Source organism: Methanobacterium sp. BAmetb5, from assembly GCF_003491305.1.
Taxonomy (GTDB): domain Archaea; phylum Methanobacteriota; class Methanobacteria; order Methanobacteriales; family Methanobacteriaceae; genus Methanobacterium.
In genome coordinates, this window is sequence record NZ_CP022706.1 from 119,943 (window position 1) to 139,284 (window position 19,342).

19 protein-coding genes are annotated in these 19,342 nt (G+C 36.3%); 16 read left to right on the top strand and 3 right to left on the bottom strand.

Annotated elements, in window-relative coordinates; all coding sequences use genetic code 11:
• The 9 genes from epsC (at position 1) to CIT02_RS00670 (ending at position 8,941) form a co-directional block, all read left to right on the top strand.
• Entirely contained in the window at positions 1 to 582 is a 582-nt protein-coding gene (epsC, locus tag CIT02_RS00630; protein ID WP_292613040.1) for a serine O-acetyltransferase EpsC, read from the top strand.
• Positions 583 to 639: 57 nt separating this feature from the next.
• Positions 640 to 2,085, top strand: coding sequence for an oligosaccharide flippase family protein (locus tag CIT02_RS00635; protein ID WP_292613042.1), 1,446 nt, complete (start codon positions 640 to 642; stop codon positions 2,083 to 2,085).
• Positions 2,086 to 2,490: 405 nt separating this feature from the next.
• Complete coding sequence (gene pseC, locus CIT02_RS00640) at positions 2,491 to 3,684, top strand: UDP-4-amino-4,6-dideoxy-N-acetyl-beta-L-altrosamine transaminase (protein WP_292613043.1); 1,194 nt, start codon at positions 2,491 to 2,493, stop codon at positions 3,682 to 3,684.
• 3 nt (positions 3,685 to 3,687) lie between these two features.
• A complete protein-coding gene (locus tag CIT02_RS00645) occupies positions 3,688 to 4,689 on the top strand; it encodes an N-acetylneuraminate synthase family protein (RefSeq protein ID WP_292613045.1) in 1,002 nt (333 codons plus the stop codon).
• The gene (locus CIT02_RS00650; protein WP_292613047.1) at positions 4,686 to 5,420 is read left to right on the top strand and encodes a glycosyltransferase family protein; all 735 of its coding nucleotides are present in this window, start codon (positions 4,686 to 4,688) and stop codon (positions 5,418 to 5,420) included. The genes CIT02_RS00645 and CIT02_RS00650 overlap by 4 nt, the downstream gene beginning before the upstream one ends.
• 8 nt (positions 5,421 to 5,428) lie before the next feature.
• On the top strand, positions 5,429 to 6,100 hold the full coding sequence (locus tag CIT02_RS00655; protein ID WP_292613049.1) for a glycosyltransferase: 672 nt from the start codon (positions 5,429 to 5,431) through the stop codon (positions 6,098 to 6,100).
• An 11-nt stretch (positions 6,101 to 6,111) separates the two neighbouring features.
• The gene (locus CIT02_RS00660; RefSeq protein ID WP_292613051.1) at positions 6,112 to 6,510 is read left to right on the top strand and encodes a DapH/DapD/GlmU-related protein; all 399 of its coding nucleotides are present in this window, start codon (positions 6,112 to 6,114) and stop codon (positions 6,508 to 6,510) included.
• Entirely contained in the window at positions 6,500 to 7,486 is a 987-nt protein-coding gene (locus CIT02_RS00665; protein ID WP_292613053.1) for a UDP-N-acetylglucosamine 4,6-dehydratase family protein, read from the top strand. Before CIT02_RS00660 ends, CIT02_RS00665 begins: the two co-directional genes overlap by 11 nt.
• Before the next feature lie 108 nt (positions 7,487 to 7,594).
• Positions 7,595 to 8,941, top strand: coding sequence for a nucleotide sugar dehydrogenase (locus CIT02_RS00670; protein WP_292613055.1), 1,347 nt, complete (start codon positions 7,595 to 7,597; stop codon positions 8,939 to 8,941).
• Between the two features lie 240 nt (positions 8,942 to 9,181).
• Here CIT02_RS00670 and CIT02_RS00675 read toward each other — a convergent pair whose 3' ends face one another.
• Entirely contained in the window at positions 9,182 to 10,096 is a 915-nt protein-coding gene (locus tag CIT02_RS00675) for an SDR family oxidoreductase (RefSeq protein WP_292613057.1), read from the bottom strand.
• A gap of 387 nt (positions 10,097 to 10,483) precedes the next feature.
• On the opposite strand from CIT02_RS00675, the gene CIT02_RS00680 reads away from it, so the two are divergent.
• The 5 genes from CIT02_RS00680 (at position 10,484) to CIT02_RS00695 (ending at position 14,469) form a co-directional block, all read left to right on the top strand.
• Positions 10,484 to 12,214 carry a right-handed parallel beta-helix repeat-containing protein gene (locus tag CIT02_RS00680; protein ID WP_292613059.1) on the top strand — a complete coding sequence of 577 codons (1,731 nt, stop codon included), beginning with the start codon at positions 10,484 to 10,486 and terminating at the stop codon, positions 12,212 to 12,214.
• A gap of 494 nt (positions 12,215 to 12,708) precedes the next feature.
• On the top strand, positions 12,709 to 13,137 hold the full coding sequence (locus CIT02_RS00685) for a nucleotidyltransferase domain-containing protein (protein ID WP_292613061.1): 429 nt from the start codon (positions 12,709 to 12,711) through the stop codon (positions 13,135 to 13,137).
• A complete protein-coding gene (locus CIT02_RS00690; RefSeq protein WP_292613063.1) occupies positions 13,127 to 13,408 on the top strand; it encodes a DUF86 domain-containing protein in 282 nt (93 codons plus the stop codon). Before CIT02_RS00685 ends, CIT02_RS00690 begins: the two co-directional genes overlap by 11 nt.
• A gap of 5 nt (positions 13,409 to 13,413) precedes the next feature.
• Entirely contained in the window at positions 13,414 to 13,548 is a 135-nt protein-coding gene (locus CIT02_RS12060; protein WP_363124179.1) for a HepT-like ribonuclease domain-containing protein, read from the top strand.
• 216 nt (positions 13,549 to 13,764) lie between these two features.
• Positions 13,765 to 14,469 carry a nuclease-related domain-containing protein gene (locus CIT02_RS00695; RefSeq protein ID WP_292613065.1) on the top strand — a complete coding sequence of 235 codons (705 nt, stop codon included), beginning with the start codon at positions 13,765 to 13,767 and terminating at the stop codon, positions 14,467 to 14,469.
• A 42-nt stretch (positions 14,470 to 14,511) separates the two neighbouring features.
• On the opposite strand, the gene CIT02_RS00700 is transcribed toward CIT02_RS00695, so the two are convergent.
• Together CIT02_RS00700 and CIT02_RS00705 are read right to left on the bottom strand one after the other, a co-directional pair.
• Entirely contained in the window at positions 14,512 to 15,549 is a 1,038-nt protein-coding gene (locus CIT02_RS00700; protein ID WP_292613067.1) for a hypothetical protein, read from the bottom strand.
• Positions 15,550 to 15,711: 162 nt separating this feature from the next.
• Complete coding sequence (locus CIT02_RS00705) at positions 15,712 to 16,041, bottom strand: hypothetical protein (RefSeq protein ID WP_292613070.1); 330 nt, start codon at positions 16,039 to 16,041, stop codon at positions 15,712 to 15,714.
• Positions 16,042 to 16,502: 461 nt separating this feature from the next.
• Between CIT02_RS00705 and CIT02_RS00710 the strand changes: the two genes are divergently transcribed.
• On the top strand, positions 16,503 to 17,819 hold the full coding sequence (locus tag CIT02_RS00710) for a hypothetical protein (protein WP_292613072.1): 1,317 nt from the start codon (positions 16,503 to 16,505) through the stop codon (positions 17,817 to 17,819).
• A gap of 105 nt (positions 17,820 to 17,924) precedes the next feature.
• Positions 17,925 to 19,025, top strand: a complete 1,101-nt coding sequence (locus CIT02_RS00715) for a hypothetical protein (RefSeq protein ID WP_292613074.1) — start codon at positions 17,925 to 17,927, stop codon at positions 19,023 to 19,025.
• Positions 19,026 to 19,342: the final 317 nt, after the last annotated feature.

Consider the following 19,342-nt stretch of genomic DNA (forward strand, 5'->3'; position numbering starts at 1 on the left):
ATGAATAAAAAAAAAATTTTTACAAGTCTTTTAGTCAAGGATATTAGTAGATTTAGAAAGGTAGATACAAACATATACTTATTAATACTTCGCTATTTTATTACTTCTTCAGCATTCAGATCTATGTTTTTCCATAGATTATTAAGTCTGAACTTAGTTAATAACAAAGTCTTAAGGAAGATTATCACAGCATTTGGGTGGTTATTAACAGAAATTGAAATTCCATCTACATCTAACGTTGGCGGTGGGTTATTTATCCCCCATCCCAAATGCATTATTATTAACCGAAGATGTATAATAGGTGAAAATGTTACAATAGCTCAAGGAGTTACTATTGGGGGAAACATTTTTAAGGAAAAAAATGGAAGAGAAAGTCCCATAATTGAAAATAATGTATTGATTGGCGCAGGGGCAAAAATTTTAGGTCCTGTAACGGTAGGCGAAAATTCTATCATTGGTGCGAATGCTGTTGTTATCAAAGATATACCAAAAAACTCTGTTGCTGTTGGTATTCCAGCCAAGGTTGTAAAACAAGTAAATGAACCCTATCCTGATTTAATAAAAAAAAATTATTCTCTTTAAAATGACGTATTATTGAGACATAGCTACTATTAAGTGAGTTATTAATTTGGTGATTTATTGAACGAATTAAAAATCTTTTTTCAAAGGGTGGGATTAGTAGGTATCTCAAATATATTAATTGCTTTAAGCTCATTTATTTTATTACCTATTCTTACAAAAACATATAGTATTGAGGAATATGCTATATGGATACAAGTAAGTACTACTATCAATTTAATAAGAGGAATAGCTGAATTAGGATTGCCTTACGCTATGATACGCTACTTGGCAGCCGAAGAGAATAAAGAAAAAATAAAAGAAGGATTTTATTCAACAGTTTTCTTTGTAGCTTTTATGGGCATAATTGCATTTTTGATATTATACATATTTTCGGAACCAATCTCTAATGCGATTTTTGGCGGTAATGATAATATAGTTATTCTTACAGGCCTAACTATAATTGTAGCAGGCTTAAATGGGATAATGACAAATTATTTTAGAACATTTAATGAAATAAGACTCTATTCACTATTTTCAATTACTTTGACTTATTTCAGTGTTTTAGTAGTTTCATGTGTTGTTTTTTTAGGGTTTTCCATATATTATGCCATATTGGGAAATCTGATTTCTCTATCAATTGTTTTAGCAATAATGATTTCAATTATTATCAAAAATATTGGGTTTTCATTCCCAAAATTTAGTAACATTAAGGAGTACTTATCTTTTAGTATTCCTACAGTCCCTAGCAATTTATCTATATGGATTTTAGATTCCAGTGATCGATATTTAATTGGGATAATTTTAGGAATTGGATTTGTGGGGTTATATTCTCCTGCTTATTCACTTGGAAATATCTTAGTTTTTTTCTTAACACCGTTTTCAATACTTTTGCCATCCATATTGGCCAAACATTATGATAATAATAATATTAAAAATGTAAAAAATATATTGGGAAATTCTTTTAAATATTATTCAATGTTTTCAATTCCTGCGGCTTTCGGTATTTCCGTTCTTGCTAAACCGATGTTATTAATACTTACTACAGAACAAATAGCTTTAAATGGGTACATTGTCACTCCATTTATAGCAGCTAGTGCTCTTTTATTTGGTTTGAGTGGAATTATAAATCAAACTTTAGTTTTAACAAAGAAAACTAAATATTTAGCTGTGATCTGGATGATTGCTGCCATCATCAATTTTATTCTTAATCTAGTCTTTTTACCATATTTAGGGATTATTGGTGCGGGAATCATGACTTTAGTTGCATACATGGCTGCTTTTGCGTTAACTTTATTTTATTCATTTAAATTTATCGAATTCGAACTTAATATCCTTTTTATAATAAAAAGCATAATTGCATCGTGTATATTTTCAGTAATAGCCCTATTTTTAGCTCCTGAAGGGATTTTTAATGTTATTTTAGTTGTAATGTTATGTATTATTGTTTATTTCATATCTCTTAAACTACTAGGTGAGTTAAAAAGCAATGAAATTCTATTCATTAGAAGGTTATTTAGAGATTAATAACAAAAAAGGCTATTTATTTAAAATAATCTCTTAATTGGGTCGAATAGTCCTCAAATTAATTATATATGATATTATTTCAAAATATACTCAATATTGTTAACATAATTTGACGCGAAAAAGTATTCAATCAATCACTAACTAATATAATTTCATAATTAATTGATCATGATACAAGATATTGGGGAACCCTTATTCAAAAGTAATTATCATAGATTTAGGAATAGATTATTATTACTTTTGGGGTAAATAAGATTATTGTTAAAAGGATTTAATATAATATATAAATGATATATGAAAGAGATTACATTATATTATAATAAATTCGATTTAAGCAATTATTCCTTGATTTAGTGCCTTAATTAGGGCGACAAAGTATTTTTATGTAATAATGTGGGAGAAAACATGTCAAAACTTGCAATACTTGGCGGTAAACCTGTATTTAAGGAGTTCATTCCATTTTCGAGACATTCTATTGGAAAAGAAGAAATTACAGAAGTTTTATGCACTTTAAATTCTGATTGGATTACAAGAGGTCCAAAGACATTTAAGTTTGAAGAAATGTTTTCATCATATGTAGATTCAAAATTTTCATTAGCTGTTAATTCTTGCACCGCAGCATTACATCTTGTTTTAGCAGGATTAGATATTGGTAAAGGTGATGAAGTCATTACAACCCCCTTAACGTTTGCTGCTACTTCTGAAGTAATTATTCATCAAAATGCTAAACCTGTTTTTGCGGATGTTGAAAGAGACACTTATAACATAGATCCATCTAAACTTGAAGAAAAAATCTCAAAGAACACAAAGGCTATCATTCCAGTTCATTACGCTGGTCATCCCTGTGATATGGATGAAATAATGAGAATTGCTTCTGATTACGATTTATATGTTATAGAAGATGCAGCTCATGCTATTGGATCAAAATATAAAGGGAGAAACATTGGAACCATAGGGGATGCTACATGTTTCAGTTTTTATGCCACTAAAAATCTTGCTACAGGTGAAGGTGGTATGATAACCACCAATAATGAAGAATTAGCTGAAAAAATGAGAATTCTAAGTCTTCACGGAATAAGCAAAGATGCTTGGAAGCGATACTCTTCAGAGGGCTCATGGTATTATGAGATATTATATCCTGGGTATAAATATAACATGAGCGATATCGAAGCGAGTATAGGGATCCATCAACTAAAAAAGTTGGACTCCATGCAGAAAAGAAGGAACGAAATAGCAACTATTTACAATAAATCGTTTAAAGAGGTTCTAGAAATAATAACCCCTGCCGTTAAAGACTATGCTAAACATGCATGGCATTTGTACCCTATCTTGGTAAATAACGATTTATTAAATATAAATCGTAATGATTTTATCGAAGCTTTAAAAGCTGAAAATATTGGTACAAGTGTCCATTTCATACCTTTGCATTTTCATCCGTATTATAACGAAAACTATGGATTTAAGAAAGGTGATTTTCCTGTTGCAGAATCTATATATGAAAAGGAAATATCATTACCAATATACCCTAAAATGACTGATGAAGATGTTCATCAAGTCGTTAATGCTGTTAAAAAAATTATTAATTATTATCGGGTGTAATTAATGAAAATTACGATAGATAACTTTGTTATTGGTGATACAGAACCAACTTTTATAATTGCCGAAGCAGGTTTGAACCACGATGGTGATCTAAGCCAGGCAAAAAGGTTAATAAAAAGTGCAGCTAGTAGCGGTGCGGATTCAATCAAATTCCAAATTTTTAAAGCTGAAGAAATCTCTAGTCCCCAATCAGATTATTATGATCTGTTTAAATCATTAGAATTAAGTGATGAGGAATGGATAGATCTAGCTGAATATGCTGATTCTAACGGAATTTTATTCACTGCCAGTGTTTTTGGTACACATAGTGTAGATCTATTTGATGAGATAGAATCACCATTATACAAAGTAGCTTCTGGTGATTTGACGTATTTGCAATTATTAAGTCAAATAGCTCGCAAAAAAAAGCCAATTGTATTATCAACGGGTATGTCTTCTATATGTGAGATAGAGGAGGCTCTTAATGTTGTTTATAATGAGGGTAATCAGAATATTGCTTTAATGCATTGTGTTTCTAATTACCCTACAAATTATGAGGATACAAATTTAAATTTTATTAAAACTCTTAAAAAATTGTTTAAAGTACCTGTAGGTTTCTCGGATCACACCATTGGAACTTTAATTCCTGCATTAGCGGTTGTTATGGGTGCGGATTTGGTTGAAAAACATTTTACATTGGATCAAAATTTGCCAGGTCCTGATCATCAGCTTTCTCTTGAACCCGGTGAGTTCAAATCAATGGTTAAAAATATTAGATTAGCTGAAACTTCAACAGGATCTCAGATGAAAACCATTACTGAAGATGAGAAAAATCTTCGTTCACTAGCCAGAAGAAGCATTACTGCCAAAAAATATATAAAAAAGGGAGAAATTTTAACTGAAGATAAAATAAAATATTTAAGGCCAGGAACTGGCATTGAACCAAAATTTGGAGATTTAATTATTGGAAAAACTGTTAAAAATGATATTGATAAGGATCAACAATTACAATGGGATGACCTATGAAAAGAGTAATAGTTATTATACAAGCTCGAATGGGCTCGGAACGTCTACCCGGTAAAGTTTTAGAAAAGATTGGTGGCACTTCACTTCTTGAGATAATTATTAATCGTGTAAAAAGATCTAAATATATAAATGAAGTGATTGTTGCAACAACATTGAATGCTGAAGATGATGCAATTATAGAATTATGTAACAAAATTGGATCTGAAGTTTTTAGGGGGAGCGAAAATGACGTTTTTAGCCGATATTTGCAAGCTTCAGAGATATTTAATGGGGATATCATTGTAAGAGTGACAGGCGATAATCCACTTACCGATCCGGATCTAATGGATCAAATGATCCATGACCATTTAATGTCTGGGAATGATTACACCTATTCGCAGAATGCTCCGTTGGGTTTCGGTTGTGAAGTTATTAGTCGCAAAGCATTGGAGATAATAAATGCAGAATATTTGACAAATTCAGAAAAAGAACACGTCACTCTTTTTATTAAGAATCACCCTACAGATTTTAAAATTAGAAATTTTAGATATGCCCTAGAATATCCACTTAATTATAGGTTCACTGTTGACACCCCGCAGGATATCTCATTTATTAAAGAAATATATGACGGATTAAAAGACCTAATTTATTTAAAAAATAAAGATTTATTCTTGTTTCTTGAAGATAATCCTGAGATAATTAAGATAAATTCAAATGTTGAGCAACAAGATCTAATTAACAACCAAATTTAAGGTACTAAATGAAACCAAAAATCAGTGTAATCATACGAACATACAATTCATCTAATTTTATTAAAAAATCAATTCAAAGTGTATTAAACCAAACAATCAACCCACAAAGTTTTGAAATTGTCGTCATTGATGATGGTTCAACAGATGATACCCTTAAAGTTCTGAATAGCTATGAAGATCAATTGAAAGTGTTTCCTTATGAGAGTAATGGTCCTATTAACGCTATTAATATAGGTCTTGATAAAGCTAGAGGTGATTATTTCATTTTACTTGATTCTGATGATACATTCATTCCCGAAACCTTAAAAATATTTTTAAAAGTTATAGAAGATGAAAAAGTTGATTTTGTTTATTCAGACTACCTAGAACTAACCGAAAAAGATGAAATCAAGTTAGTTTCCCTTAAAAATAATATTTTCAATTCTGTTGCAGGAGGAATAGTATTTAAAAAATCTGCGGTTGAAGAAGTAGGAAAGTATGATGAGCAACTTTTTTTCCCGGAGTATGATTTATTGTTAAAGTTAATAAAAAAAGGATCAACTTATAAACACATCCCCAAACCGCTTTTTAAATATTACCGGCGTGATGATAGCCTCACATCAAATAAAAAAGCCGTTGAAAATGGTTTCAATCAACTATATGAGAAACATGGTCATATAGCTAATTTAAGAAGATATTAATGGTGTTTAGCATGGAAAAAAGATCTAAACCACAATTTAATGACATGGGATTAACACAATGGTACTGGAGAGTTTTACACCACAAAAACCTAGAACTGGGTGAAAATACTGAAATTGGTTCATTTACCGTTATTGATGCATTCAAGGGGGTTAAAATAGGAGATGATGTTAAGATTGGTTTTGGATGCACGATTCTTAGTTATTCTTCCATAGATAATAAAGGTGGAAAAACTATTCTGGGCAAGAATTGCAAAATTGGTAGTGGATCTGTAATAATGCCAGGAGTGGAAATTGGTGAAAATTCTATCATTGGGGCAAATAGTTTTCTGAATAAAGATGTACCACCTAATGAGGTGTGGGTAGGTAGCCCTGCTAAATATCTTAAAAAGGTTGATTCAAATGATCTATGAATTTTACAATAAAAAAACTATTCTTGTTACTGGAGGAGTTGGATCTATAGGCAAAGAAATAGTCAAAATGTTACTAAAATGCAAACCAAAATCTATCCGTGTTTTAGATAACAATGAAACTGCTCTTTTTGATCTTGAACAGGAATTACAGTCAGATAAAATCAGAACATTAATTGGTGACGTTAGGGATACAGAAAGATTAGAACGAGCTTTTGAGAATGTTGACATAGTTTTTCATGCTGCGGCACTAAAACATGTTGGTTTGTGTGAATATAATCCATTTGATGCAGTAAAGACTAATGTAATAGGAACTCAAAATGTTTTGAATGCCGCATTAGATCGTAATGTGGAGAAAGTAATAGTTATAAGCACGGATAAGTCAGTGAACCCGGTTAATGTTATGGGTGCAACAAAGCTCTTGGCTGAAAGACTAACCATCTCCGCAAATCATTATAAAGGTGAAAGGAAAACTGTCTTCTCTTGTGTAAGATTTGGCAATGTTTTGGACTCTAGAGGTTCAGTTGTTCCTATTTTCAAGAAACAAATTGAAGATGGAGGACCGGTCACTATCACTGATCCTAGTATGACACGTTTTGTAATGGGCATACCAGAGGCTGTAAATTTAATTCTTAAGTCTGGTGAAATAGCAGAAGGTGGAGAAATATTTATCCTAAAAATGCCTTCACTGAATATTATCGATTTGGCGGAAGTTATGATCGAAGAATTGTCAAAATTGTATGGTCACCAAAAAGAGGATATTAAAATTAGGTATATTGGTAAAAGATCTGGGGAGAAGATGTTTGAGGAATTAATGACAGTAGAAGAATTACCTTTTGCTGTTGATAATGGTGATTTAATTATCTTAAACTCCAAAAATGGTAAAAAACTTGATAAATATAAATATAATTCAAATTCAGTAAATAAATTATCTAAGAATGAAATAAAAATGATTATTAAAGAATTCTGTCTGCTTTAATATTAACTCTATAAATCAAATTGAAATACCCCAATCATTTAAAACTTAAGGAAAAATCTATTTCCAATCAATATTATCATTAAACTTATAATGGATAGTGGTGCTAAAGTGTATCAACAATTACTTCAGCGGATAAAAGACAGGGAATCAACCATTTGTGTAGTTGGGCTGGGCTACGTGGGCCTCCCGACAGCCATATTCTTTGCTGAAAATGGATTTAATGTGATTGGGGTGGATGTTGAGGAAAAGAAACTTACCCTGATAAACCAGGGGATTTCACCCCTGGGAGAGCTCGGTCTGGATGAACGGCTTCAGAAAGTGGTTGAGGATGGAAGATTGGTGGCCAAATCAGACCTTCCCGGTGCTACTTCTGATTCTGATGTTATTCTACTCATCGTACCTACACCGGTAACCCCCTCCAAGGATCCTGATCTCTCCTACATTATCCGCGCTGGTGAAGATGTGGCTAAAGGATTGGGAAAAGGTAAACTGGTGGTACTGGAGTCCACAGTCTATCCTGGAGTGACTGAAGAAACCCTCCAGCCCATCCTGGAATCGTCGGGACTCAAAGCCGGTGTTGATTTTGGACTGGCCTACTGTCCAGAGCGATACAATCCTGGAGATGATGCCCATTCCCTGGAGAAAGTAGCCCGTGTGGTGGGGGGTATAACACCGGAATGGGCAGAGATTACCCGGGAACTTTACCAGTTCATCATAAAAAAGGATATCCGGGTTCTCAGGAATATAAAAACTGCCGAGGCCGCCAAGGTAATTGAAAACACCCAGCGCGACCTTAACATTGCCCTCATGAATGAACTGGCCATGATCTTCGAAAAAATAGGCATCGATGTCATGGAAGTAATTGACGGTGCCAGCACCAAATGGAACTTCAACGCCTACTATCCGGGGGGAGGAGTAGGAGGGCACTGCCTACCCGTAGATCCCTACTATCTGGTTAAAAAAGCTAAAGAACTGGGATACCACTCTAAAGTAATAGCAGCAGGCCGCACCATCAATGATTACATGCCTAAACATGTCTTTGAACTCCTCAACGATGCCCTCAACGACAATGAAAGGCCAGTTAAAAACTCTAAAGTAGTGGTGCTGGGGTTATCCTACAAGGAAAACGTGGGAGATGACCGGGAGTCACCATCAAAGGAATTAATCAGTGAACTTGAACATAACCAGGCCCTGGTGACCATAGTTGACCCTTATATTGAAGAAACCGGAGTTTACGGCACACTGGTAAGTGATGTGTATACTGCACTGGAGGATGCTGATGCCCTGGTCCTCATGACCGCCCACAGGGAGTTTCGAGAACTGGACTTTGCAAGGGTAAAAGAGTTAATGAAAATCCCCATTATTATCGATGCCCGGCGTATCTACGACCCGGAAAAATTAAGGGAAATGGGATTCCATTACAGTGGAGTGGGAGCGGTAAACAATTCCTATTAACTCCTTATTTACTATTTTTAAACATTCAATGATTGAATTTTTATAGCTAACTAATTCTATTATAAGATATTTCATTTTAAAATTGGTTCCTAAAAATTCTCTCTTTAAAAACCTAAAATTCTCTTCTTTAAAAGCCCAAACTTTTTTTCTTTAAAAAAATACTTCTTAAAAAAAATAGGTAGTTAATTAAAACTATAATAGTTAATTAAATGGGATTAATTAACCGTGTGATAAGTTCAATTAACATTTACAGGTGAAAAACTCAACAACCTGCTCCAGATCCTTTTTAAAATCTTCGGTAGGCTGATATCCATGGGCCTTTATTTTATCAATATCTGCCAGCGAGTGTTTAACATCTCCAACCCGTGGTTCAGTGTATTTAGGGTTAACCTCCACATCCATGAGTTCTCCCATCATACCAACCAGTTCATTGAGGGTGGTTCTCCGGCCACAGGCCACATTGTAAACCCCCTGCATATCCGTCTCACAGGCCAAGATATTAGCCTGAACCACGTTCTTCACAAAGGTAAAGTCCCGGCTCTGTTCACCATCACCAAAGATAGTGGGAGACTCCCCATTCATAATTGATGTTATGAATTTAGGGATCACCGCTGCGTACTGGGAATTAGGGTCCTGCCGGGGACCGAACACATTAAAGTAACGCAGAGAAACAGTGGACAAACCATAAATATCAGTGAAATTCTGACAGTACAACTCGCCAGTAGCCTTAGTAGTTGCATATGGTGATTTAGGATTCAGGGGCATGGTTTCCACCTTGGGAAGTACGGGTGTGTCCCCGTACACCGAGGAAGAGGATGCACAGACCACCTTTTCAACATCACAATCACGGGCAGCAATGAGCACCTTCAATGTCCCGGTTATGTTTGCTTCATGGGACCTTAAGGGATCCTTCACACTCCGGGGAACACTGGGCAATGCTGCCTGGTGCAAAACATAATCTACATCTTCAAAGATTTCATGAAGATCAATGGTGGTTATATCTCCCAGTACCAGACTTATCTGGTTAAGATCGAAGTCCTGTATGTTTTCGTGTTTCCCTGTGGCCTTATTATCCACAATGAAAACCTCATTATCTGGATATAACTCCTCTACAATGTGGGATCCGATGAATCCCAGTCCTCCAGTTACTACCACTTTTTTATTTCTAATGATTATAACTCCCTTATTTTTTTCTTAATATTCCCTATGTTAATTACTCTTCTTAAACTCTCGTGATTGGGGCATGGTATGTGCAGCCCCCTACTTGAGATCTAAAAATAAGGTCACATGAATATCAACGACTCGGGGGAGGAGTAGAATTTCATATAAACCTCCACTTATGTAATTAATTACATATTCTATGGGGTTTATAAGGTCATTTCTTTTAAATTACGGGATTTAAATCCAAAATAATATAAACCAGGAGCATATTATGAAAGACCATTAAATAAAGGAGGTGAAAATCTGATAGAGAAAACAAGCAGAAAAACAAACTTCAAACAATTTAGGGCTATTATTTTTATCTTTATTTTGGGATTAACCGTGATCACAGTTATAAACAGTGTGTCTGCTGCCGATAATGATGTTATTTACGTGAATGGGTCCTCGGGTAATGATAACTGGGATGGGCTGACCTGGCTCACCGCCAAGCTAACCATTAAAAACGCTACCGCCACAGTGAATGATGGGGGCACAGTCTACATTGCCGACGGCACCTACACTGGAGACGAAAACACCAACATCACCCTGGACAAGAATGTGACCTTCATCGGAGAACACCAGAACCAGACCATCCTGAATGGAACAGATACCAATCGCCTGTTCGTGATTGAAAACGGGGCCACAGTATCCCTCATCAATATGACCCTGGCCAACAGCTACATCGATGAAAGCATGGGTGCCGCCGTGTTCAACCTGGGAAACTTAACAGTCTCTGGCTGTACCTTCACCGCTAACATGGCTGAGTATGGCAGTGCCATCTACAATGCCCACACCCTGTATGTGGATAACTCCATCTTCAACGGAAACCTGGGACTGTCCATTTCTTCCATTTTCAACGATGCTGGTGCCACTGCTCAGGTGAGAAACTCCGTGTTCTCGGATAACGGTGTGGACGGCGATGCCGGGGCCATTGGAAACAATGGTGATTTAACCCTCACTGGCTGTACCTTCACTTCAAACAGTGCAGCATCAGCCGGGGCCATAATGAGCACCGGTACCATGAACATCACCGGCTGTACCTTCACTGGCAACAAAGCCAACTATGGAATGGGTGGTGCCATTTTAAACACTGGACTGATGACTATCAATGACAGTACCTTCACCAGTAACACCGCCAACAATGATGGAGGTGCTGGTGGGGCTATAATCAACGATGGTGGAACCCTTAACATCAAAAACACCACTTTCACCAGTAATACTGCGGATTTATCCGGAGGAGCTATCTACAACAATGGGCCACTGAACATCACCGACTCAGTATTCTCCAGTAACTCTGCCCTGGCTGGAGGTGCCCTGGTAAACCGTGGAAATTCCATTATCACCAACACTATCTTCAACAGTAACCATGCCCAGGACGGTGGGGCCATAGTAAACAACCAAAACATGACCATAACCAGCAGCACCTTCACCGGTAACCAGGCAGACATGTTGGGAGGAGCCATAGTCAACCGCCGCAACCTTACCATGCACTTCTCCCGATTGGTGGGAAACACCCCGGTGGACATCTACAATAGCGAGGCCACCCTGGATGCCGAGTATAACTGGTGGGGAACTAACTTCACCGGAACCGACCCGGTAACCGCGGGAAGAGTAAGCGGTGCCACCATCTCCCGCTGGCTGGTTTTAAGCCTAAACCCGGATCCTGCCACCATCAACAGCAAAGGAACATCAACCGTGACTGTGGATCTACTCCACGACCAGCTGGGCAACTACTACGACCCGGCCTATGGACATGTCCCCGACGGAATACTGGTGAATCTCACCGGAACCCTGGGAAGTCTCAACCCCACCCAGTTAAGTTTAACCAGTGGACGGGCCACCAGCCTCTTCACAGCTTCGGGTGTGGGTAGTGCCGTAATCACGGCCACCCTGGATAACCAGACCAGTTCCACACGGATAACCATCAACGCTGCCGGAGAAAACAGTACAAACCCTACCGTAAACGCCGCAACCACCGTGGGGATGCAAAAAACAGGTACCAGTCCAGTGGGCTTGATACTGGCTTTACTGTCCATATTCGGTGGTGCAGTTCTGGGTAGGAGAAAGTTATAATCATTCTCCATTTTTCTTTTTTTTTATGCACTGATTCTTAACTTAATCAATTTAGAAATAGTTTCCACTTATTTAGAATACAATTCTGCTTATTTTGGAAATTTCTAATGTATTATACTTAATTTCCTCCAGATTTTTCTATGTTAGTCTAGGTATTTGAAAAAAATTTAAATATTACCATTATGGTGAAATTACCATAATCTTATGGTAAAACTACCATAATATTAAAATAATTAACATTATTACAATGATTTTTAAAACGAAATTGAACAGTTAATGTAAATTTCATATCCGAGGTTTTATCTCACAAAGTAGTCACTCTCACCCGTAATATTTTCCCACCATTTGCACGTGGAAAAAGAAATTTTTAACCATCAAAACCCCATTTTGGGGATGATTAGAAATAGTGATGAAAAATTAAAAATAAAGCCGGTGATATAAATCTAATAATTTATATAATCCTTAAAAGATAATTTATCCCAGATGGTGATACAGTGCAGAGTCTTAAAAGTTACCAGTTAACCCCACCTGAAAAAAAGCATATTATGGAAGGTATAACTTCCATTTTAAATCAGGAAAAGATAACTTTTGCCTATCTGCACGGGTCCTTTTTGAAGGAGAAGTTTAGGGACATAGACTTGGCAATTTATCTTGAAAAAAACCTGGATAAAAAAGAGGCCCTTAACTTGGAATTTGAAATGGAAAGAAAACTTGAAAATGCAGTTCATTTTCCAGTTGATGTTAGAATCCTGAACCATTCCCCGTTATCTTTTAGGTATAATGTCTTTAAAGAAGGTGCCCTCATTTTTAGTAAAGATGAACTGGTACGCAGTGATTTTATCTCTCTAACTCTGGCCATGTACCATGACTTTAACTTCTATCGTAAACGCTACATGAGGGAGGCTTTAGGGCTTGAAGTATGATGCCGACCGGGTTGCCCGGCTATCATCAGAAATTTACAACGCACTGGATGATCTGGTGGAAATTTCAGACATACCTAAAGAGGATTTTCTCCAGAAACGCCACATAATCGCCGGTGCAAAGTATTATTTTATTGTGGCTATTGAAGCTTCAATTGACCTTTCCAACCACCTGATTTCCCAGAATAACTTCCCCATCCCTGAAAGTTACGCTGATTCATTCAGTATACTAAAAGATGAGGGAGTATTGTCCCCAGAATTAACTTTAAATTAATGGACATGGCCCGGTTCAGGAATAGATTGGTTCATATCTACTGGGATATAGATGATGAGATGGTCTATGAAATACTCAACCGGGATATCAATGACATTAGAACATTTCTAAAGGCATACTTGGAATTTTTAAATAAATGATACTGTATGGCTCATTATTTCCCTATTCATTGAATTTATCTAAAAGATTATATTGTTATTGGTGTTTATTTTTAAATAATTTGTATTTGAATTAAAATTAACTCTTTCTGAAGAAATTACAATGTTCCCCTTAATTTAACCGTTAAAAACCTTTATATAAAACTTAACAGTTAAAAAGATAGGTAAATAATTAATTTTATCAGAAAATACGGAGTGATGAACATTTCCAAACAGAAATCACATGTCAAATCCAGGGTATCCTATTACACTAAAATAACCTTACTGGGAGTAATTATTATATTAATAGGGATTTTAGGATTCATTCTATTAATGGGGATCTTAGAATTACCTCAATTATCCTTATTTGCCTTACTGATCATTGTGGGGCTAATCATAAGTAAATATGGATGGTCTAAACGCAGGATATGGAGTAAGGGTGCTAAGGGTGAGAAGATAGTGGCCAAAAAACTCAAAAAATTACCTAAAAAGTACACGGCTATTCGGGATGTTAAAATACCAAACATGGGGGGAGATATAGACCATGTGGTAGTGGGGCCCACTGGAATCTACGTTATTGAAACCAAAAATTACAAACCAACCTACATCCCGGATGAGGACTGCTGGTACCATACCTCGGGCAGAGTATCCCCACTAAACCCCGCAAAACAGGTGAAATTACAGGTATCAAAATTGAATGGTTTTCTCGTAAGGAAACTGGGAAAAAAATTAAATAAAGCAGCCATCAACCCAGTAATATCTCCCATAAACCATAACTTAATCATTAAAAATGATATTAAGTCTTATGAAATCGTTTTTCCTGAGGATCTGGTTCATTACCTAACACATCAAAGGAAAATTCTGAGTTCTAAGGAAGTTAAGGAGATAATTAGCATATTAACCAGGTATGGTAATGTATCTTAAGAAAAATGGAAATTAAAAAGTTGAAAAAAGAGAATTAATAAATTACCACCAGTCAAGCCAGCTTCCTAAAAAGTAGGTTCCCACGGCTATTAATGCCACTACTGCCACTACTGCCACCACTGTGGCTGCAACCGCAACTGTACTAGCCGCTGCAGCGGAGGCTGCAACTGATTCTGCCACGCCACTAACCACTATTGAATTTGCAGCTGCCTGAGCTGCTACTTCAACGGCTGCTGTTGCCGCTACACCTTCATAGGTTGCTGCCAGTGCTGCCCCCATTGCTGTTGCTGTTGCTGCAGTGGTTGCTGCTGATTGGGCCATTACTGCCACCACTGTTGCCCCTGCAGCAACTGCAGCGGTAGAGCCTATAGCTATTGCACCTTCTTTATATGATTTACCAGTGGAATTGTTCATTGTTGAATTATCAGTACTGTTTGATGTTGAATTACCCGTGCGGTTTGTACTGTTGTTGAAGGTGGATGACTGGTTAGTGATACTGGTTTGATCTTCTGATGCTGAACTGGTTTTAGTAATTGCCGGAGAATTTGAACATTCTCCACAAGCACTCCTGTATTCAACCGCAGAAACATCCGGTGCCTGGTTAGTAGTTGATGCTTGGGAAATATCTCTTGACGCATTTCCATCTTCAGATATATCATTACTGTGATAGCAACTTTCAGGTGTATTCTTGTTCTCATTTGAGCTGTTGCCCGGGGTTAATTTTTTATTTTGATTATTAAAATGATTTCCAGAGTTTTTATGTGTGTGAGATTTTTTCAAGTTTTCAAGATTATTGGTGTTTTTAATACATTTCCCCTGGTTCTTAACGGTTGTTTTTATTGATCTGTATTTATTTTCATTCTTTCCTGTTTTTTCAAGTTCATTGATTGTTTGAACATTGATATTTTCTTTGTTTTCAGTCTTTATTAGCTGTGTGCAGGGTGAATTATTATTATTTAAACCACGGGGTGAATCATCACTTGCACCAATCCGGGCATTACTTCCGGTATCATAACCTGCGGGTGAACTGTTAGCGGCTGCTATTTCACTGGCAAACGCGGGTGTGATGCAAACAACCATCACCACCATTAAAAAAACTAAAATTTTGTTAAATAACATTTTACGACATCCTCACTACTTTTCTGGTTTAATAAATCGTGTAAAATAGCAATTAAAAAAATTCCGGTTTTGTAAGAAAAAAATGGAAGTACGTGACATATTTTATAAAAATTTGTGGAATCATTAGGGGGTTATTGTCACTAAATAACTTGTACTTGGCATAAAGTTGTTAATTGGCAGAAAATAGTCATCTGAAATATAAGTTTTTCCTGGTTTCAGGGCTTTAAATTGGTATGTAGTACCCATTATAACTATACATCCCTGAAGGTAACAGTAACTTTCTTTTTTAACTATTTCCAAATAATTTGGGTCATAAGAGGGGGTTGTATGGAAACTATATAGCCAGAAGGTTTCGTTTACTTTGACATTTATCACTGTTGGATTATATATTGGCTTTTGTGTTTGTATGTACTTCCCGCTATATTGTTCTGCTGCAAATGCTCCGGAGGTCATGCTGATTGTAAACAGCACAAATAAGACTGCGGAGGTTATTTTAACTAATTTTATATTAACACCTCAAGATATTTTACACATGTTAAACTTTAAAGTTTAACTATATAAATATTTCTATAATTTGCTACAATTTCACCGGTTAATACTCATTTTAATTTAGGTTAATTCCGTAAATTTTGCTATAAACAATTTAATCCGATTATTTTTTTTATAATGGGAATATCAAAACTTTAAATATATTTTAAAGGATTAAAATTAGTTTAAACACTTTTATCAAGTTTATTTAAATTTTATATGTTAAATAAGGTCAACTCGTGTAATATAGGATCATTTTAAGTAATATAAACCAGACTTTATGATAATATTCTCAAAATCGATAGATAAATTTATATATTTAAACTTTTAAGTTAAAATTGCCCTTCGCAACTTAATCAAACGGGCAAAATGGGAGGTACCAATATATGGATTTTAGAAGAATATCGTCGCTACTTATTGTTTTTTTAATTGTTTCTATAACTCCAATAACTGCACATCAAATTTCTACGCCTGTTTCATCGGTAAAATTTACAGATGTGCCAGATAACAATATTAATTCCCTGGTTGGTCCTGGTTTTACTGATAATTACAGCAACAGCACAACTTTAAGCAGTGATCTGCCGGCAACAACGACATCCGGAAATACAGATCTAAAGACCGAAGCTAAAAGCACATATCGAGTAAACAAAATTGAAAACACGGATTTAAATAAAAATGAATTTGAAGGCACAGTAGAACATGTAACTACCGAAAACACACCCACCACTACACCGGACGACACTAATCGCACCAATCAAACCACCACAAACACTAGTGATTCATCTCCAATAGCTAAAACTGGTTCTGGTTGTCAAACTTCTGGTTCACAGTCTTCTAATTCTCAATCTACTTCTAATTCTCAATCTACTTCTAATTCTCAATCTACTTCTAATTCTCAATCTACTTCTAATTCTCAAACTACTTCTGGTAATGCTCAAACTACCAAAAGTACAACCCAAACACCATCTAATTCTGGAACTAACACCACCGGACTGGCAACTAATAAAACTGCTGTGGGAGGTACTGACAATCAGACCAGTAATAATGCCAGCAGTGAATTTAACGTTGATGATAGTAACCTGGAAAAAGCTAATAAGATTGGAGAAAGGTTGAAAAATGATTACGGTATAAATGTCGAGGTTAAGGTGGTAACTGTTGATGACCTGCTTGCCGGAAGGGGAGACATCAATGATTATGATATTGTACAGATGGACATAGATGGCTTGCTGGTTTATGTCATTTACCTGGGATGCGATAAAAACTCCAAAAAGGTTTATCTGGAGTCAATGGGCACTCTTACCCGGGATTATATGCCACTGGAAGAATTCTTATGTGATTACACCGGGGTTAAAATCACCCTCAATGGTACCCTAAAGAGTAGAGAATCAGTATTATATTGTATAAATGAGATCACGGCCATTAGCCCTGCTGCCAAAAAAGCAGTTAAAGTAGTGGAAACGGTTGGAACTGTGTTCAAAGTTATAGGTGCAGGATTCGGCGCAATCACCTCTTTTAGTTTTGGTTTGGGGTTAATCTGCCAGGGATTAGGAGCATTTGCTGGTCCAGCTACTAAAGTAACTTTAGAAGCTGTGGCCGCTGTTTCTTTTGTGGTTGCAGGATGTTCTTTGATAGCGGGTGCCTTATGTGAAGGAGTAGGATTTGGACTTGATTACTTGGCTAGTAAGATTCCGGACTGGTTCTAGATGATGGGGAATGGTTCATTAAATCTGTATTAGTTCATTAAATCTTGATTTAGTTATTAAAACGGGATTAGTTTATTAAAAATGAGAAAATTGTGAGGATTAAGAATGAAAAAATTAAGAATCAGCATGGTACTGATCCTATGGTTGATTGCTTCACTAACACCGGTTTCTGCTTCTCTTGGGGGGTCCATGAATATTAATGCCGATGACTCGTCTTTGAGCAATGCTTTTGGAGTAAATTCCACCAATGAAAGTGCCGGTAGCCTTCAGGTTAACCGCGAAAATAAACCCAGTATAGGGAACATATTAAATGAAACAGCAACTGAAATGGATGAAATCCAGGATTTTAACCGTGAATTAATCAATGCCCTGGGCAATGGAACTGAAATTAACATCACAAACCAGGCCAACCAAACCTATGGAAATTTAGTCCAGGTACACCACAGCACCGAACTACAAGTGGGGGACATGATAGTTTTTAGAACAAATATAACCAACCCCCTGGCGGTGATCATTCATCTGTTACTGGTAAATATCACTGAAAATTCTTTCATATTTAGAATGGTTAATTCATCGGATATGAACTCATTTGTTAATATTTCTGTAAACCGCACTGAACTGGAATCATCCTGGGGTAATGATTCAGAAGCAAAAACAGTCATAAGACCATTACAGTACAATGAAACACAGGCAGAACAATTCTTACTGGAATTATCCCATCCCATTAAGGCTTCCAATACCAATGGCTTTTTGGAATACATTAAGGAACATAAGACTCTTATTAGTGGTGGTGCGGTTGCTGCTTTAGTCATATCCGGGGTTACCCTAAGCATATTAATATCCTGCTGCAGTAAAAAAAGCGCCCTTCCTGTTGCCATAACCGATTTAAAAAGAGATATGCCCCAACAAGTATTAAGTACACTGATTCCCAGTTGTTTTCTAAGTTTTGATGAGATAGATCTCAGGGATATAGAGTTCATGGCCGATGGCTTTTTTGATGAATACTACCATCCTGAATATGGCGAAGACCCTAGAAAGGTTGCTACGACTAAATCGGACTATAAAAATAAAGTTTGCGATATTTTGAAGGCCAACGCAAAGGTAAGAGAAATTTCATCGAATAAGAGGCTTGACATTAAATATACAACCTTTTTGGATGCTAAAAAAGTGTTTAATGAAGTTTTTGAAAAAATTATACTAAAATAAGCCCTGACCATAACCTTAAACCCTGCAGTAGTCAGTGCTAGCGCCACCAAGACCATCGGCATGCAGCAAACCGGACAACCATTATTACCAGCAATCCTGGCGGGATTAATGGTACTGGGAGGAATTATAATGCCCTGGAGAATAAAATAATCCTCCCATTTTTTCCTTTTTTTTAAGGTTCTTAATTAAAGTGTTAACTTGTATCTATTACTCTGATTTATTCCATCCCCTCACTGAATTATATCCTCTCACTGAATTCCATTTCCCCTCCCGGAAGCCCAATTTCCGCATGGTGTTTCTGGCATAAAAATATTATT